The sequence below is a fragment of the Desulfocicer vacuolatum DSM 3385 genome, assembly GCF_900176365.1.
GTDB classification, from domain to species: Bacteria; Desulfobacterota; Desulfobacteria; order Desulfobacterales; family Desulfobacteraceae; genus Desulfocicer; species Desulfocicer vacuolatum.
This window is the reverse complement of sequence record NZ_FWXY01000012.1, coordinates 79,402-97,609: the sequence shown is the minus strand read 5'-3', so window position 1 is coordinate 97,609 and position 18,208 is coordinate 79,402. Positions and strand designations below refer to the sequence as shown.

Annotated in this window: 16 protein-coding genes; 9 read left to right on the top strand and 7 right to left on the bottom strand. The window is 46.4% G+C overall.

The features are described from left to right. The first annotated feature begins 197 nt into the window (after window positions 1–197). The 6 genes from B9A32_RS12090 to cbiR all read left to right on the top strand — a co-directional run bounded on the left by B9A32_RS12090 (window position 198) and on the right by cbiR (window position 8,178). On the top strand, window positions 198–2,711 hold the full coding sequence (locus tag B9A32_RS12090; protein WP_084069703.1) for an ATP-binding protein: 2,514 nt from the start codon (window positions 198–200) through the stop codon (window positions 2,709–2,711). Window positions 2,712–3,007: 296 nt separating this feature from the next. Further along, window positions 3,008–3,946: a radical SAM protein gene (locus B9A32_RS12085; RefSeq protein WP_084069702.1), complete on the top strand. Its 939-nt coding sequence runs from the start codon at window positions 3,008–3,010 to the stop codon at window positions 3,944–3,946. A gap of 412 nt (window positions 3,947–4,358) precedes the next feature. Next, the gene (gene cobS / locus B9A32_RS12075) at window positions 4,359–5,120 is read left to right on the top strand and encodes an adenosylcobinamide-GDP ribazoletransferase (RefSeq protein ID WP_084069700.1); all 762 of its coding nucleotides are present in this window, start codon (window positions 4,359–4,361) and stop codon (window positions 5,118–5,120) included. Window positions 5,121–5,284: 164 nt separating this feature from the next. Continuing rightward, window positions 5,285–6,361, top strand: a complete 1,077-nt coding sequence (locus tag B9A32_RS12070) for a pyridoxal phosphate-dependent aminotransferase (protein ID WP_084069699.1) — start codon at window positions 5,285–5,287, stop codon at window positions 6,359–6,361. A 17-nt stretch (window positions 6,362–6,378) separates the two neighbouring features. After that, window positions 6,379–7,341 (top strand): adenosylcobinamide-phosphate synthase CbiB, encoded by a 963-nt coding sequence (gene cbiB / locus B9A32_RS12065; protein WP_084069698.1) that lies wholly within the window; start codon window positions 6,379–6,381, stop codon window positions 7,339–7,341. Window positions 7,342–7,368: 27 nt separating this feature from the next. Further along, window positions 7,369–8,178, top strand: a complete 810-nt coding sequence (gene cbiR / locus B9A32_RS12060; protein WP_084069697.1) for a cobamide remodeling phosphodiesterase CbiR — start codon at window positions 7,369–7,371, stop codon at window positions 8,176–8,178. A 120-nt stretch (window positions 8,179–8,298) separates the two neighbouring features. On the opposite strand, the gene B9A32_RS12055 is transcribed toward cbiR, so the two are convergent. From B9A32_RS12055 to B9A32_RS12025, 7 genes are all read right to left on the bottom strand, one after another. Beyond that, window positions 8,299–9,642 carry a protein kinase domain-containing protein gene (locus B9A32_RS12055; RefSeq protein WP_170923805.1) on the bottom strand — a complete coding sequence of 448 codons (1,344 nt, stop codon included), beginning with the start codon at window positions 9,640–9,642 and terminating at the stop codon, window positions 8,299–8,301. A gap of 13 nt (window positions 9,643–9,655) precedes the next feature. Next, the gene (locus B9A32_RS12050) at window positions 9,656–10,390 is read right to left on the bottom strand and encodes a metallophosphoesterase family protein (RefSeq protein WP_084069695.1); all 735 of its coding nucleotides are present in this window, start codon (window positions 10,388–10,390) and stop codon (window positions 9,656–9,658) included. Window positions 10,391–10,461: 71 nt separating this feature from the next. Continuing rightward, window positions 10,462–10,713, bottom strand: coding sequence for a hypothetical protein (locus tag B9A32_RS21735; protein WP_212637911.1), 252 nt, complete (start codon window positions 10,711–10,713; stop codon window positions 10,462–10,464). 66 nt (window positions 10,714–10,779) lie between these two features. Further along, entirely contained in the window at window positions 10,780–11,199 is a 420-nt protein-coding gene (locus B9A32_RS12045; RefSeq protein ID WP_170923804.1) for a cyclic nucleotide-binding domain-containing protein, read from the bottom strand. Between the two features lie 353 nt (window positions 11,200–11,552). Continuing rightward, complete coding sequence (gene ybaK / locus B9A32_RS12035; protein WP_084069692.1) at window positions 11,553–12,041, bottom strand: Cys-tRNA(Pro) deacylase; 489 nt, start codon at window positions 12,039–12,041, stop codon at window positions 11,553–11,555. A gap of 375 nt (window positions 12,042–12,416) precedes the next feature. Next, the gene (locus tag B9A32_RS12030) at window positions 12,417–13,091 is read right to left on the bottom strand and encodes a DUF1638 domain-containing protein (protein ID WP_084069691.1); all 675 of its coding nucleotides are present in this window, start codon (window positions 13,089–13,091) and stop codon (window positions 12,417–12,419) included. Continuing rightward, entirely contained in the window at window positions 13,091–14,794 is a 1,704-nt protein-coding gene (locus B9A32_RS12025; protein ID WP_084069690.1) for an ASKHA domain-containing protein, read from the bottom strand. The genes B9A32_RS12030 and B9A32_RS12025 overlap by 1 nt, the downstream gene beginning before the upstream one ends. A 790-nt stretch (window positions 14,795–15,584) precedes the next feature. On the opposite strand from B9A32_RS12025, the gene B9A32_RS12020 reads away from it, so the two are divergent. The 3 genes from B9A32_RS12020 (at window position 15,585) to B9A32_RS12010 (ending at window position 18,128) form a co-directional block, all read left to right on the top strand. Then, window positions 15,585–15,806 (top strand): hypothetical protein, encoded by a 222-nt coding sequence (locus tag B9A32_RS12020; RefSeq protein ID WP_084069689.1) that lies wholly within the window; start codon window positions 15,585–15,587, stop codon window positions 15,804–15,806. A gap of 75 nt (window positions 15,807–15,881) precedes the next feature. After that, window positions 15,882–16,568 (top strand): cytidylate kinase-like family protein, encoded by a 687-nt coding sequence (locus tag B9A32_RS12015; protein ID WP_084069688.1) that lies wholly within the window; start codon window positions 15,882–15,884, stop codon window positions 16,566–16,568. 321 nt (window positions 16,569–16,889) lie between these two features. Beyond that, complete coding sequence (locus B9A32_RS12010) at window positions 16,890–18,128, top strand: MFS transporter (protein ID WP_084069687.1); 1,239 nt, start codon at window positions 16,890–16,892, stop codon at window positions 18,126–18,128. Window positions 18,129–18,208 lie beyond the last annotated feature (80 nt).

Genomic DNA, 18,208 nt, shown 5'->3' with positions numbered 1-18,208 from the left:
ATGATCTTTTTTGTTTGTTTTACATAATTGTACCCGGTAAATATTCCTCCGGCATTCCGTCGCTACCTGAAATTAGTATGCTGCACAGTCCCCAAGCAGGGGAATTTGAAGTAATGGTCCAGGCTGTTCCGTCCACGTGACTATTTACTGTGCCCGGCGAAAACTATCTGCATTTTAAAAAGGAGTTGTAAAATATAATGGCACTTGATAAAGCCAATCGTTTTCCATGGAATTTGACCATGGCAACCCGACTTTTTTTGTTTGTTTTCGCTGCCATCTTACTGGTTATATGTCCTTTATCCTATATGGGTATACGCTCCCTTGAGAATTTTGGCTCCTATGCCACTTCCGTGAATGAGACCCAGATCTGGGAGCTGTCCAGTAGTTATCTGTCCCGCATTGTATTTGAACAGGCCCAAAAGGCAGATGCCATGTTTCAACGTATCACTGCGGTCTCTTCATTAATGGGGGAACGGGCCATGGGCATTTATGATCGTTTGGAACAGCACAGCATTGAAAAATGGTCTGAAAATTCCCTTGTTTTTAATCCCGGCCAAAATATTTTTTATTCATCGCCATCAAAAAAAGTGGTGACCCTCTATTGGGGGGATAAAAAAATAACACCTGGGATTGACATGGAAATCCGGGCGCTTTCCCATCTGGAATCCCTGCTTGAGAGGTCAAAATCATTGGTGCCGGAGAGTTTTGCCACCCATTTGATTTCTGAGAGTGGTGTTGGCATGTATTGCGCCAGTACTTCCCAGGGCATAAAGCAGCTGTTTGAACTTCCAGATCCATCGATGTTTGATCTGCGTGACGGAGAGCCCTTTACCATATTTTCAAACGATCCCTCCGGAGTTTCCAAAACCCGCTGGACTCGCCTTTACAAAGATGATGTAAACAATGATATGAGCATAACGGCATCCACCTCACTTTATGATGCCTCCGGGGTATTTAAAGGTATTGTGGGAATTGATGTCTCCCTGGGGCATCTGTTGAGGGAGGTTTTTAACTCTGAAAATCATGGGGACGGCAGATCAAAGATTCTCTTTTCTTTTTTATTAAATAAGCAGGGACGATTAATTATGTTTCCCCGGGAATATTTTGATCTTTTTGGACTTGAGGTGGATCTGGATAAATTCATGGACTCCAGTGATACCCTGGATTACGGACTTCAGGATTCCACCCTGGAACAGGTCCGCGCCGTGGCAGATAAAATCTGCCACCGGGGAGAGCAGATCATGGATCTTAACGTAAAACAAGAGGACTATATTCTGGTGACATCTCCCCTGGATTCCCTTGGCTGGCATCTGGTTCTTGTCACCCGGGAGGATGATTTAAAAAGTTCCATTCAGAAGACCCGAAACCAGCTGGATAGCACCATGGTATCACTGGAATATCAGTTTCTGGTGATCAATGTGGTGGTCATCTGTTTTGCTTTGTTGTTCATGTTCTGGATGATTCGCCTTTTTGTTCTGCCTGTGAAAAAATTGACCCAATCCATTGGGCGGGTGACCCATGGGGACTTTTCCATCCGTGTGCCTGTGCAAAGAAAGGATGAACTGGGACAGCTGGCCATGGCGTTTAATGAGATGGTGGAGCGCCTTGAAGCGTCAAATCAGTTGGAAACAAAATTGGTAAAAAGAGTGCTCAAGGTGACAGATACATTAAACAGTATCTTTGATTCATCCACGGAATACGCCATCATTGCAACGGATCTGCAATTTCGGGTACTGCATTACAATCCCGCTTCAAAAATGATGTTTGGCAGCGGGATAAATATGGGTATGGATCTGGATGTCCGTCAATTACACGGTGAACAAAAAGATAGTGGTGCCACATTTGACAAAGGACTTGAACAGGTTGAGAAAACAGGTTCATATCAGTTTGAATGGGTGTATAAAGATGACGCCAAAAAACGCCATGTGGTGAGCTCCACCCTGATGCCCATGAAAAATCAGGAGCAGACCTTGGTTGGTTATCTCCTTTTTTCCCGGGATATTTCTGCTTTTCAGGAGCTCCAGGCACGCCTGCTGAGATCGGATCGGCTGGCTGTGACAGGGCAGCTGGCGGCATCTGTGGCCCATCAGATCAACTCTCCCCTCCAGGGAATTTCTGCTTTTATTGACCTGATGAAGGAAAATGCGGCATCAGACGAAGAGATGATGGAATGTCTGGCGGCCTTGACCCAGGGGTTTGAATCCATCCGAACCACTGTGGAAAATCTCATGGATCTCACGCGACCGGGAAAGGAAAAAAAGCAACACATTGATATTAATAAGGTGATCCAGGATACTCTTGCTCTGGTGAGGCTTCATATACAGCAGGCCGGTGTGGAATTGAGTTTGAATTTTTCCCCGGCCCTTCCTTTAATCCATGCGTCTTCCTCACAGATCAGCCATGTGATTTTAAATCTGGTGAACAATGCCCTGGAAGCAATGGATGGGCAGACAGAGGCAAAACAGATTTGGGTGACATCTGTTTTAATGGATGAAACCATTGAAATTCAATTTCAAGATACCGGGCCGGGCATTGCAAAAGAACACATGGATTATGTATTTGATCCTTTTTACACCACAAAAAATGTGCTGGGTATGGGGATGGGGCTTTCGGTGTGTAACGGTTTCATTGAAAATCACGGCGGAACTATTCGAGTGGAAAGTTCAGGATCTCAGGGGGCATGCTTTACCATTGTGTTACCCATGGGGTGAATGTGGTGGACACAACATGGACCGTTTAGAAAACCCAACGCGCTCCCGCCGGTTGTCACTGTTTCCCCACCGGACATCCAGTCTGCTGAGGATGATTTTTATCTGTATATTTATGGATTATAAAGCGTGGGAAAGATTTGTCAGGCGGCCGGTTATTTTCCTTGCATTTGCACCATTGGGTTGATAATTTGTCAGGCTTGTGTTTGAACTTGGCGAATTCATAAACGCCATTATTGAGTTCAAGATGTCTGAATATTTTCAACGTTTCTTTGTTTGAAGAAACAAGGAGTTAGGCCATGTATCAACACCTTTTTGGTCCGGTTCCCTCCCGGCGGCTCGGCATGTCACTGGGGGTGGATCTGGTGACCCACAAAATATGTTCCCTGGACTGTATTTACTGCGAGTGCGGCAGAACCACTGAGCTCACTGTTGAGCGAAAAGAATATGTTCCCCATGATGCGGTGATTAAAGAGTTGGATGACTATTTCAAACAAAATCCTGATCCTGATTACATTACCTTTTCCGGTTCCGGGGAACCCACCTTAAGCGCCCGCATCGGCGATGTTATTGCCTGGATCAAGGATAAAAAACCCGGTGTTTCCATTGCGGTTTTGACCAACGGTACCCTGCTTTGTCATAAAGAGGTCCGGGAGGCCCTGCTGCCTGCGGATCTGGTGATGCCCTCCCTGGATGCGGCCCTTGTTTCTTCTTTTCAAAAGATCAACCGGCCATGTGCTAAAATCAATCTGGATCATTATATAAAGGGTATTGCCGATTTTCAAAAAGCCTACACAGGAAAGCTGGCCCTGGAAATTCTTATTTTGCCGGGGGTAAATGACAGCCGGGAAGATCTGACTGCATTGAAACAGGCCTGTGATACCATTTTGCCGGACGTGATTCAACTCAACACCCTGGATCGCCCCGGTGCCGTGTCTGATATCTCTGCTGCCACCCATGAAAAATTGTTGGAAATTCAGAATTTTCTGGGAAAAGATCGGGTGGAGATCATTGCCGCTGCAGCCCAGAGAAGGGAAACAAAGGCCTATCGAAATGATATGGAGTCTGCCATCCTGGAAACCATCCATCGGCGGCCGTGCACCCCCGAGGACCTGGCATCCATACTGGGAACCCATATCAATGATATCAATAAATATCTTTCCGTTCTGGAAGGTGAGGGGACCATTGAGTCCATGCGCCAGGATCGGGGTGTTTTTTATCAAACCTGTAAAAAATAAGGATTGGATCCCACTTCGATCCCTTATGACGGGCATGTCCTGCCGGACACAACAAATATAGGGTCGTAGACGCGGAGCCAAATGGTATTATACCGCCCCCCCGACGGGCAATGGGCCCGGACCGGAACTGTAGACAGCTCAATTGTCCGGTTCCCATTGCCCGTCGGGGGGGCTCTGCTGAGGTTGCCCGGAAGTTTTATTTTCTAATAACCGCCACGGGCGGACCGTATTTTGATCCCGCTCCGCCCACAACAAAGATAGAAATTTTCCACAGATTTGCGGAGTATTTCATATAACTGCCACGGGCAGACCTTATTCTGATGCGGCTCTGCCACAACACAACTTGAAATACGCCCCCGGTTTGCGGAGTATTTCATATAAAAATTCTTAAACAGGCTCCAAAGGATGTATTATGGAAGAAAAAAAAGGATTCTGGGTGGATTTAAGATCCGCCATCATGTTTATCACCATTCTACCCGCCGGCAGGGGCAATACCTTTTCCCCCACGGGCATGATTCGTTTTTTTCCGGTGGTGGGGTTGGTGGCAGGGCTGCTGCTGGCCGTTGTGGATACCGTGGCCTCACTGCTTTGGCCCCTTCCTGTGGTGGCCCTTGTGGATGTATTGTTGTTGGTGGCTATCACCGGGGCCTTTCATCTGGATGGGCTGGGGGATGCGGCGGACGGTCTTTTCAGCCATCGATCCCGGGAACGGGCCCTGGAAATAATGAAGGACAGTCGCACCGGCATGATGGGGCTGGTGGCTATTTTCTGCATTTTATCCCTTAAAATTGCAGGTATCTATGCTGCAAAAACCGTGTGCACCGGCGGTACTTTTTTGCTTTTATTGATCATTGTGCCGGCCTATGCCCGGGGGGGGATGCTTTTTGGCATTCGATACCTCCAGTATGGAAGAAAGAACACCGGAACCGGCCATGATCTTTTTGAAAAACGTCTTCCTTTAAAAGATTTTATCTGGATGGGTATTCCCCTGTTTTGTTCCCTGTTTCTGGGGATGAGGGGCTTATTTTTGAATTTGTTTTTTGCAGGTACCGTGTTTCTCATGCTTTGGTTTTACCAAAAAAAAATGGGATGCATCACCGGGGATATGCTGGGAGCCATGACCGAGGTCACCGAGGCCATGCTTTTTCTTGGGGCAGGTATGTCTATTTGTTAGGCGAACCTTTGTTCTTGTATCAATCTCGTCAGTCATAGGTTCTCCAATTTGACGCCACATAATGTGTTTCTTTGAAATTGAACATATCCCATGTGGTATGAGAGATGAGAATCTCGGACTCATGAGTATCAAAAAAAGTTGAATTTATTTTAGGAGTTTAAAAAATGATTACAGGCCATGGCGGCAATGTCCAGGCCCTGGCACAGCGAAATGGCTGTACCGTGGATGAGATCATAGACATGAGCAGCAACATCAATCCCCTGGGGCCCCCAGAGGGTGTTGAAGCATTTATTATAGACAATATTCATAAAATCCGTTCCCTGCCCCAGGCCGATGCCCTGGACATGGTAAATGCCTTTAGTGACTATTATCAGGTGGATGCCAAAAGGGTGATAGGCGGCAACGGCACCACCTGGTTTATTTACACCCTTCCCCGGGCATTGTCCTGGAAAAAGGTGCTCATTGCCGGTCCCACCTATGCCGACTACAGGGACGGCTGCATCATGCACGATGCAGATTATTCCTTTTGCATGTCATTGAGTGAAAACAGGTTTCACCAGGATCTTTCAAAAATCGGTTCCATGGCAGGGGATGTGGATGCTGTAATCATCTGTAATCCCAATAATCCCACAGGGGCTTTGATTCCTGTGGAAGAAATTATCTCCCTTGTAAAAGAGCATCCTGATACCTGGTTTGTGCTGGATGAATCCTATCTTCCCTTTGTGGAAAATGCAGAAAAGATTTCCCTTGTGGCGGAAACCCGTTTTCCCAACCTCATTGTGCTTTCCTCCATGTCCAAGATTTTCAGAATTCCCGGCCTTCGCACAGGATATTTGTGTGCTGACCCCGCTGTGATTGAAAAATTGATGAAATTTTATCAGCCCTGGTCTGTGAATGCCCTGTCCCAGGCGGCCATTGTTCATATCCTGGAAAATCCCGAGCACATTGCGCCGTTCATGGAAACCACCCGGCAGTTTGTCATAAAGGAGCGGGAAATATTTGAACAGGCCATGGCCGGGATTGACGGGGTAAAACTTTATAAATCAGATACCTATTTCATGCTTGCTGAACTGCTGGGAACCATGAACTCCGCTGGCGTGTGCAACCTGGTGGGAAATGAGCGGATTCTCATACGGGATTGTGCCAATTTCCATGGATTATCCGACCGGTTTGTGCGGTTTTCCCTCAGGGACCGGGAAACCAATCTCCATCTGGCCCGGATCATGAAAGGTGTGCTTTAATAAAATGGGGAATATTAATGGTTTTTGACATAAATTTGATCATCCTGCCCCTTGCCTTTGGGCTGGATATGCTCATGGGCGATCCCCGGTGGTTGCCCCATCCCATTGTCTGGATGGGCAATGCCATCTCCGGATGCGAAAAAATATTTCGCAGCTGGATTAAAAATGAATTCAAGGCTGGATTGCTGTTTGCTTTGTTTCTCATTATCACCACCTGGGTGATTGCCTTTTTTGTGGTGAAATTGTGTTTTGCGCTTCATTACAATCTGGGGATATGTATTCAGATAATTTTGCTTTATTACTGTTTTTCTGCAAGGACCCTGGACAAAGAAGCCACCTTGGTGGGAAAAGCTCTTGAAACCGGGGGGATTAAAGCCGGACGAAAACAGGTGGCCATGATTGTGGGCCGGGAAGTGGACACACTGGATGACACCGGGGTGGTCAGTGCTGCTGTGGAGACCGTGGCGGAAAATTATGTGGACGGGTTTTTGTCACCCTTGTTTTTTTATTTTTTGGGTGGGGTGCCCCTGGCCCTTGCCTATAAAATGGTGAACACATTGGATTCCATGGTGGGGTATAAGAATGAACGATACCTTTATTTTGGCAGGGCCGCAGCCCGCATTGATGATGCGGCCAACTATATTCCGGCCCGGTTATCGGTGATTTTTATCTGTCTTGCAGCGGCTCTGATCTCATGGCACCGGGGAAAACGGGGATTTTTAACGGCGTTAAAGGAAGGCAGAAGCCATAAAAGCCCCAATGCCGGATATCCTGAGGCGTCCTTTGCCGGTGTTCTGGCTGTCAAGCTGGGCGGTCCCAATTATTATCATGGCACATTGGTGGAAAAGCCTTTTATCGGTACGGCCTTTGTCCGGCCCGGGATTGATAAGATCGCCATGGCCTGCGATCTCATGCTCATGGCCTCCTTTCTGGCCATGTTGGTTTTTTGGCTGGGCCGTTTCATGGGTGGGGTTTATTGAAGATGAAATTTAGGGAACAATAGTGCAATGATGATAGAAAAAAAATGGCCCTTTAAAGTGGGTACGACGTCTTTTATTGACCCTGGAACCATTGTGGATAATGTGAAAAAACTGGGGCCTGTGTTTGATGAAATTGAGTTGCTTGTATTTGAAAGCAGGCCCTTCATGACAAAGAACGGCCCTGTGCCGGCTTTGCCCCGGGAAGATGAGATCCGTGAACTTGCACAGCTTTCCCAAGAGCTTGGAGTGACTTACAATATCCACCTGCCGGTGGATGTTTCCCTGACGTCCGATTCCAAAACTGAACGCATGCTGGGGGTGGATACCATCAAACAGGTGGTGGCGCTGTGTGCGCCTTTGTCTCCTTCCACCCATACCCTGCACCTGGAATTTACCCCGGAGGATGCGGCAAAAGGGGATGTCGGTGTTGCAAAGTGGCAGGATCGCGCCCTGGAAAGCCTTGGGATTCTTTGTCCCTTTTTAAATCATCCGTCGGATATCTCCATTGAGACCCTGGAATATCCTCCGGAACATCTATATAAAATTCTTGATTCAATGGATGTGGCTCTGTGCATTGATGCCGGGCATCTGATAAAATATAATTATGATATTACGGCATTGTTCCAACGGTATGGCCACCGGGTGCCCCTGATTCATCTTCATGGGGTGGATTTTTCCCATGAGCCCCCCAGGGATCACCAGGGGCTTGATAAAACGCCCATGGATCGATTTTTGCCCACATTGGAGGTGTTAAAACAGTTTGATGGTGTAGTCTCCCTTGAGGTGTTTAATGGGAATAATCTCAAGAATTCTATTAATTACTTAAACCGTTTGTGATATATTTTTTTGTTGATGTTGTGTGAAAAAGTCCCTGATCGGTAACTTATCATTGAATTTTTATGGTGAAGTCACTAAAAGTATCCGATCGGAAACTTTTAAAAGGAGGGGGTGCAATAATCAATGATCTCTCACAGCCTTGATGTGGTAAAAGCTTGAAAAATCGTTTTTATCCACAAATCCCATCTCCAGGTTCACATACCACCCTGAAATAAATGTGCAGCGGTCACAGCTCCACAAATAGGTCTGGCGTTGGTCAAATATGGGTTCAAGGCAGTGGCCGATGCCCTGGGGCAGGGGGGACAAAATGGTCACCAGTTCTTCAATGGTGGGAAGACGCCAGGGTGATGATGTGGATTTATGTTGATTAAGATGATCTATGTAGTCATGGGCATCCTTCCAGTTCATGGGGTAGGGGGAGCCTGATTTTTGCCACACAAGACCGGTGGCATGGTCCAGCACCTGATCTGATTCAATTTTTTCAAAATTATTTTTTATAAATTTAACAGGTTCCATGAGATCTGTGAGATTAAACATATCCGGGGCATCCCCTTGCAGGGCTTTAACCGGGGTTTTTCGCAGGGTTATGTTACCTGTTTTGAGTGGCGGTTTCTCCAGAAAATCTTCTGGAAGGGCACACATGCGTTCTTTTTGCTTTATCCACTGCTGTTCCAGTTTTTCAAGGTCAAGGGCCATTTGTTGAGTTGTCTGGAATCTATGGGACGGGTCCGGGGCCATGGCTTTTTTAAAAAACAGATCCCATTGTTCATCCAGATCATTATTGTATGAACTTGCCAATACCCCATTGCTTTCCGGCAATACACCGGTGACCATGCGAAAGAGCATCACTCCCATGGAATAAAGATCGCTGGCTTCCGTGGCATGCTCTGGATTTTTTTCCTGCTCCGGTGCTGCATAATAGGGGGAGCCCACCTTGACGCTGCCATGGATGGGCATATCTTCCCCCCGGAGTTTGGACAGGCCAAAGTCTCCGATTTTAATCACATCAAGCTCTGTTAACATGATGTTAAAGGGTTTTATATCCCGATGAATGATCCCCGACCAATGAAGACAGCCAAGCCCTTCCAGTATCTGCCGGGCATGGTGAAATGTTTTTTCAAGAGTTAAAATTCGAGTGGGCCGCTCGGTTTCCATGGATTCCCCCATTAATTGACCCAGGTTATTACAATAAAAATCCATGGTGTAGTATAACTTGCCCTTTGATCGATCAAAATCAAACAATTCCAGAATGTTGGGATGACGGATTTTTGCCATGGTCATGGCTTCCCGGGTGAAAAGATTTTCCACGGCCTTTTGCCCCATCATTGATATTAAAAGGGGGTTGGGATCAAGGTATTTAAGGGCGCCGATTTTTCCGGTGACGGGATATTGAATCTTAAAAACTTTTCCCATACCACCCTGGCCAAGGAGCCCTGTAACGCTGTATTTTCCTATTTTTTTCATGGATTTTAATGTCTCAGTTTGGGGATAATTTGGTGGCAAAAGATTCCGGGAGCCCGGCATCCCTTATTTTCTGCATGGTCACCCGGTAGGGGTAGGGTAGATACAGCACCTCAATGGTGTATGCAAGGGGATCGTAGATGATCAATTTTGCATCTTTGTTCTCATCCCGGGGCTGTCCCACACTGCCGGCATTGATCAGATATTTGGAGGTCTTTTGTAGTGATTGAACCCCTTGGGGCAGGGGGGCTTGAATGAGTTTGTCACGGCAGGTTAATTCAATGAGTTCCAGTTCATGGGTGTGACCGCAGAAACAGACGGGTTGTTTAAGTTCTGATATCTTCCCGGCAAGGCCTTTGGTTGACAATTGAAAGGGGTATAAAAAAGGGGACTGGGGCGGCATCCCATGGACAAATCGCAGGTTCTCTTTTACCATTTGTTTTTCAAAGGTGTGGATGGTTTTGATATGATGGGGTAAAAGGGATTTGTTGGTTTGTACAACGGATTTCTGAGCCACCGGGTTAAACCATTTTAGAAATCGGGGGTATTTCACCACCATCTCATGGTTGCCCAGAACGGATTGTATGCTGTGCCGGGCCAACAGATCCATGACTTCATTGGGATTGGGACCGTATCCGATGTTGTCCCCCAGGGATATGATTTGATCCACAGGGCAGGTGTTAAGGTGTTCCATCACCGCAGTCAGTGCTTCCAGATTTCCGTGGATATCAGATATAATGGCAATTTTCATTTTTCACCCGCACAGATCCCCAATGTCAGGCCATTGGGGGATAATACTCATTGATGGTGGCGCCGTAAACATCAAATTATCATGGATGGTAACGGATCAATGATTTTCATCCATGCCTTGTCGTTTAATAATCTATATCGGGTGAAGTTTGAAATCAAACAATAATTTTTTCGGTAAATCAGGCTGACTGGATTAAATGATGAAATTTCATGTGTGTATGTAACGCATCTTCCTTTTAATAACTGCCACGGGCAGACTGTTGATGATCTGGCTCTGCCCACAACAAGGCTTGAAATACCCCCCCGGTTTGCGGAGTATTTCATATAAAAATGGCATCTTTTAATTAATTGATTTTTTTAAGGTGTAATTTCTTGCCAAGTGTCAGCGTATCAGGCAAGACTTGGATAAAGTGTTATCAACCGATCCCCCAGCATTTGGGCCAGACGTTTGTAAAGAAGACTTTCGCTTGAAGGATATTTGGCAAGTTTTTCCAGAAAACTGTTTTTTTCAATTTTGACGACCTTAACTTCACTTACGCACAGGGCCGTTGCGGAGTAAGTTTCTCTGCCCACCAGTGAGGACCACCCAATGACCATTCCGGCATCCTTTGCCATAAAAACCACAGGCCCCTGGGTGCCGATGCTCAGTTTTATGCGTCCTTTGATCAATACATAGAAAAAATCTGCTGCCTCATCCTGATTGAATATGGTTGTCCCATCTTCAAAATCCATTTTTTCTGTCTGGTTCATGACATCTTTTACAAAGTCAGCGTCCATTCCCCAGAAAAGATCTCCTTGTGTAAGATACATATACCCTCCTTTGTCAGCCATGATTTGCCGAAAAAATATCTGAAAATCCCCTTTATGGAGATAAAAAAATCAGTTCATTGTTTTTTAAAAACATGGGCGGAAAATTGGCACTTGAGGCGATGGATGGATAACGCAGAGGCAGTAAACCCAAATATGTCTGACCCATAAGCACAGTGGGGTAGATTGTAATTCGTAAAGCAGGTGTGGAAGAAGCTGAAGATTCATGCTGAATATTATTCATTATATAGAATCCACAGCTTAAGTCAAGGGGGACAATGCCAATCGCACTGGATTTCAGTGAGATACTGATAAATCATGCAGAAATATAAGTCACTGATAAAACAGCATAAGGTTTATTTCCATGGTTTGGCGTGCTCATCAATGATCTCTTTAAAAGTGGCCCGGGTCAATTTTTGTAAATCGTCGGGGGCCAGTTCTATTTCCAAACCCCTTCGACCCGCACTGACATATATGGTGGAGAAATTTCGGGCCGAAGCATCAATGACGGTATTAAGGCGTTTTTTCTGGCCCAGGGGGCTGACCCCACCCAGTACGTATCCGGTGGAACGGACCACATCCGATGGGGTGGCCATGGCAGCTTTTTTTGCACCACCGGCCTTTGCCATTTGTTTCATGTTCAACTTGGCTGTCACCGGAATGATGCCCACGGCAAGAGCGCCTTTGTCCAGACTTACCACAAGCGTTTTAAAAACCTGTTCCCCGGGTATCCCCATTTTTTCAGAAGCTTCTGTGCCGTAGGATTCACTTGCCGGGTCATGGTTATACTTGTGCAGGGTATATGGGATTTTTGCTTTTTTTGCTGCATTTATGCCGGGTGTCATGGATCGTATTTCTCCTTGGTGTGCTGTGTAATTGGCGGGAGTAAACTACCCTCAGCAGAGCCGCCCCCCGATGGGCAATAGGAACCGGACAATTGAGCTGTCTACAGTTCCGGTCCGGGCCCATTGCCCATCGGGGGGCGGCGGTATAATACCATTTTCAATTTTCGTTGTGGGCAGACCGAGGTCAGAATAAGGTCTGCCCGTGGCAGTTATTGAAAAAAATGATCATAAGGTATGATAAAAAGCTGATACCTGATGTCCATGCCATCATTTTAGGGAGTCAGCAATTTTTAATCTACCGTTTATTCGGGGTCTCATTCACGAGAAATAACAACCATCGAGTATTAAATGGTAAATCAATAAGGTCTGAGTCCCTTAAATAAACATTTCCTGGGTAATGGCCTCTCCCGGGGAAATGTGAAGAAAGTATTCAGGATCATGGGGACCGTAAAGGGTCTGTTTGAAAAAGGCCAGATCACTTTCCACTTCTTCCAGGGTCATGTCAAAAAAATCGGCATTTTTTTGGGCTTGATCTTTGACAGCTTCCATGTCCGTTCCCGGGGAGGTGATCAAAGCAAAATGGGTGTAATGTTTTAATTCCTCTTTCATCCCCCATTCAGATGTTTTTTGCCCCATTTTGGGAACGTATTCATATTCCATGATGGCCAGGGGATCTTTTTTGTTTATGATGGTTCCCGGTGTCAGATAATAGTGGGCCGTTCCCAGCCCGATTCTTGACTTTCCCTTGCCCACAAATCCCAGAAAAAGGTCCAGGCAGTCATGGACCCTGGGGATGATCAATGGGCATTGCCGGGCCTTTACCCCAACCACTCCATTGGAGCACAGGCCATAACCCAATATCACGGTTCCATAGCGGTGTGAAATTTCATCCACCTTTGCCTGGAGTATTTCTGGAATCCTGGCAGGGGTTCGATGGAGATCTGTATCCAGGTAATGGATATCCGGGCCATTGTCCTTTCTTGCCAGGGACTCAAATTCGTGGTGCAGGGAACCGCAGGCAATGACAGCATGGGATGTGTGAAGCGTCATCAATTTTTAACTCCGTGGGATTCCCTGGCCGGAGGAAATCCCAGGCTTGTGACAAAGCAGTTCATGAATTCCGGGGAATCCGCCAGTTGAAGATGTTCCATGTTGTCCATGGCTTTTTCCAGAAAAAGTCTCTGGGAACCTTGGGTTAACAGGATTGTGCTGCCGTCAATGGAGGCGTTGCCGCAGAAAATCACTTTATCTGCCGTATTTTCAGGTAAAAGACCGATTCTTTCCATGTTCGCAGGTTTCAGGTAGTTGCCAAAACCACCGGCTACATAGATGCTGTCCAGTTCATCGCAGGTGATACCGCCACTTTGAAGGATTAAATCAACACCGGTGCGAACAGCTCCCTTGGCCAGCTGAATTTGTCGGATATCTTTCTGGGTCAGATGGACACCTTCTCCATATTCAAAGGCGGGTTGGTCGTCCAGTGTCATCACAGAGGCATTTTTTTCATCGTTGTTTGCAAGTTTTCCTGAAGGATCTAAGATGCCCGTTGTAAGCAGTGTGGCAATGAAATCCACAATACCGCTGCCGCACACCCCCTTGACCTTGCCGCCGCCAATGGTCTGGAATTCAATGATTCCATCCTTGTTTACGCTGACTTTCTCCACAGCACCATCCGTGGCCCGCATGCCTGTGGAAAGGCCCATGCCTTCAAATGCCGGGCCCGCTGCCGTGGAAGTGGTAAAACGACGTCCTTTGACGTTAAGGCACATTTCGCCATTGGTACCCATGTCAATATAGAGAATGGATTTATTGTCATCAAAGAACTCCGGGCAGAGAATTAGTCCTGCGGTGATATCTGTGCCCACAAAGGCATGCATCACAGGGGGGAGATATACCCTGGCTGCTTTGTTCACATTGAGACCGAAAACTTCTGCCGGGTAGGTGGTACCGCCCTTAATATCAAAGGTAAAGGGAACCCGTCCCAATGGGGTGGGATCTATTTTTGCCGCCAACTGGAGCATGGTGGTGTTGGCCCCAATGGTGACATCCACGATCTCATCAGGGTGGGTGTGGGTTGTTTCGCAGGCCTCTGCCAGCAGCGCGTTTAGTTTGTTTTGAACCAGGGATGCCATTTCCTCCAGACCCTCGGGGGTTTCTGCATACTGGATGCGGGTGAGAACATCATGGCCATGGACTATCTGGGGGTTGAGGCTGGAGCCCGATGCCAGAATCTCCCCGGTTTCCAGGGATACCAGGGAGAGCACCATTGTGGTGGTGCCAATGTCAATGGCAAGCCCCTTGGGGGTGTAGTGGGGTTGCCATGTGGGCAGTGGAATTTCATCCTCGGCCCTGTCATGGACAAGAACGGTTTGATTTTGACTTTGGATGAGTCTTACGGCCGATGCTGAGCCGTTTTTTCCAATTGAACTGTTTTGGAGAAGAATGCGGCCCTGGTTCCGGGTGGCCTTGTCATAGACAAAATTATCTTCCAGTCGGATGGTGATGTCTTTTTCCGGGATGGCCTGACAGGCCAGCCTCAGTCCTTTTTGATCATCGGATTGGGAGATGTCCTCGTGGGGGGTGGAAGGCACATGGGTCGGAGGGGCCACCCATACCTTGCATGCACCGCATACGCCCTGGCCGCCGCAGGGGGTTTCAATGCTTATTCCGGCTCGTTCCAGTCCATCGTGGAGGGTTTCTCCCTCATTCATTTCCACTGTTATACCAATGGGGTCCACCATTATATTTATCATAAAGAATCACCTTTAAGCCGTGATGCCCAAATATTTAAGGTTGGGGTGACAGGGCTTTTTCCCGGCAGTCAACATCTGCGGGGTTGTTGAAATATGACGCTCATATTTAAGCCATTAACGCACTGTGAAAATAATGATTTCATGGAATCTGTCAATATAAAAAAAATCACTTGTTCAGATGAAACGTAAAAAGATGATCAAAAATTGGACCGTTTATGGGATATAAAATGTTATTTGTTATAGCGAGCATATCCTCACGGACGCAACGAATATTGAAAATGGTATCATGCCGTCCCCTGACGGGCAATGGACCCGGCCGGAACCGTATATTATTATCTCAACTTTCGGGCTTCATTTCAAAGCCGGCATTTTTAAATGTATCGATGGGGTCAGGCTTTTGTTATTGATGTTATCGACCAAGGCCTTTGCCAACGAAAAAAGCCTCGATAATGTTAATAACGAAAGCGTGACCCCACCACGAAATGCGAACACCGAAAGTTGAGTTATTATGGGTTGTGAATCGGAAAAGCCTTTTTTCTGCGGTTGACACCATGCCGGGGATTCGGTTATAATTCAAACAAGGTGCATTCATCATACTTTATAAATATTACGCCTGAATCTGAATAATTCCTATCTATCTATTTTTTCGTTATCCATCGCAATGATACTTAAAATGGTCATGATTTATTCCATTTAGCTGCTTGATTTCAAATCCGTTGGTTTTTGACCATTCATTGTTTTCTTACTCAGTTGGTTTGCCCAGAGACTTTCATTGTTTGGAGGCTAAATAATGAATACAGGTGGAGTCCACTGCACCTTTTTAGCATGTAATGCCTGGGAGGGAGGCAATCTCTCGTTGTTATTGATTTTATATGAAATACTCCGCAAACCGGGGGGCATTTCAAATTTTGTTGTGGGCGGAGCGGGATCAAAATACGGTCTGCCCGTGGCGGTTATAATGGTTTGTTTTTCAGATAAAGAGCATCAGGTGGAGCTGCTGCGATATGCATGATCCCATACAATCAACCCTGATCGCCTGTCACTCCCCCACAGGTAAAAATTGGACTATCCATTGAAAGGAGGCAACATGGAATCAAAACGGCGAAGACTTAATCAAATTATCGAAGAGCAGGTAAAACAATGGGAATATGAGAAAAAACAGCTTCAAACAAAAGCCATGCCTTTGAGGCCTGTGGTCAGTCTTTCCAGGGAACCGGGAAGCGGGGGACGAATCATTGCAGAGCGCCTTGCAAAAAAACTGGGATTTGCCCTTTTTCATCAGGAAGTAGTCCATGAGATGGCAAAAAATGCAGATATCAGTGTTCGATTTATTGAAACCCTGGATGAACGGCGACTCAACACCCTGGATAACTGGATTGCTTCATTGGTGGACGATCGTTATCTCTGGCCGGATCAATATCTGCATCATCTCATGAAAGTCATTGGAACCATTGGGGAGCATGGGAACAGTGTTGTTGTGGGGCGTGGCTCAAATTTTATTCTGCCCCCGGAAGTGAGAATAAGTGTCAGGATAATTGCCCCCTTTGAAATGCGTTGCAGTCATGTGGCCAAGACCTTTGGATTAAGTGAGGATGAGGCCGGACGGCGAATTACCAAAACCCAGTCTGCCAGAAAATCTTTTATCTGGAAATATTTTAACGCCTCCATTTCAGATCCCGGAAATTATGCTTTGCTGATTAATACAGGTGTAGTTTCCATGGATGAGGCTGTTCAAATTATTGAAACCGCGGTTCAACAGCGAGTTAAAGAGTGAGATAAATTGCTCCATGTGGGATAAAATGCTGTAATATTTAAGCTGAGTTGGTTTTGTAAGTGGTTGTAATTTAAAGAGATTCTTCCGGGGGTTACCCCCGTGGAGAATCTTTTTTTTTTTAGTGTTGACATAATGGAACACTTCGATTAAAAGGCACCATCTTAAATGAGACATCCCCCGGTTTCTTTTGCCGGGATGATCTGTCTTTAACCGACCGTTCACACGCAATATTTTGGGGAAAAACCTGATCGCCCACCAATTGTTTTTAAATTATTACCCTGATTCAGCCCAATATACGATTATTCTTCATGGAGAAGCACAATGTCCATAACTTCTGCAGTCAGCCCTTTTTTTCTTTTGTTTTTATCCACTTTGATACTTTCCGTGGCAGGGGCCTTGCAAAACACCTTGCTCAGTGTCCGATTAAGCTATGCCGGTTGGGATGAGCAGATTATTGCCCTTACCATGTCAGGATATTATATCGGCATGATTCTTGGATTTTTTGTCTGCCAGCAAACAGTGAAGCGGGTGGGGCATATCCGGGCCTTTACGGCCTTTGCTGCCACCACTGCTTTCACAGCCATTGCCCATGGTTTGTATGATGCCCCTTTTTTCTGGTTTTTTTTGAGAGTATGCAGCGGGATCTGCATCGCTTCTTTGTACATGGTGGTGGAAAGCTGGGTCAATGAGCGTGTGGAGTCCGATGTCAGGGGGCGGGTCCTTGCACTTTACATGGTGGTCATGTATTTTGGTAATGGGCTGGGGCAGATGATGCTCAATGTGGCTCCCATTGAAGACAATTTGCTTTTCATGGTTTTGGGAATGCTTTTTTCCATTTGCATTGTCCCCATTTCCCTTACCGGTGCGATCCATCCCAAACCATTGAATGTGGTGCATTACAATTTGTTAAAATTGATCAGGCTGGCACCCTTTGCCCTGTTCGGCAGCTTTATGTCCGGGATGATTAACGGTTCTTTTTATGTCATGGGGCCGGTGTATGCCCTTGGTATTGGCCTTGATATCAGTCAGGTGACCTTTTTTATGACAGTTACCATCTGGGCCGGGCTTTTTTTTCAATGGCCCATGGGCATTATTTCAGACCGTTTTGATAGATTGGCGGTTTTGTCTGTATTGGGTTTTTTTACGGCTGTGGTCTGTTTTGCCATTGCTTTGACAGGTCATATGGGCTATTCAATTCTCATGGGGTTATCCATATTGTTCGGGGTTGTTTTTTCCATTTATCCCGTGGCGGTTGCCCGGGCCCAGGATAATCTGGATGAAGAAAATATTGTTCCCATCAGTGCGGCTTTAATTCTAAGTTATAGTGTGGGGTCCGGCATTGGACCCTTGATTTCTTCGGGGGTTATGAAGATGACAGCGCCATCTGGATTTTATTTTTTTTGTACCGTCTGCGCCATTGTCCTTGCTGTCACATCCCTCTATTTTCGGAAACACCTCAGTGTGGACACCGATGAACTGTCTGTTTATGTTCCCATGCCCCGGAAATCACCGGTGATAAGTTCGTTACATCCTGAAAATTGGGATGAGAACAGTTTGTAACCGCCACGGGCGGACCGCATTCTGACCTTGCTCCGCCCACAACAAAGGTAGAAATACTCCCCTGGTTAACGGAGTATTTC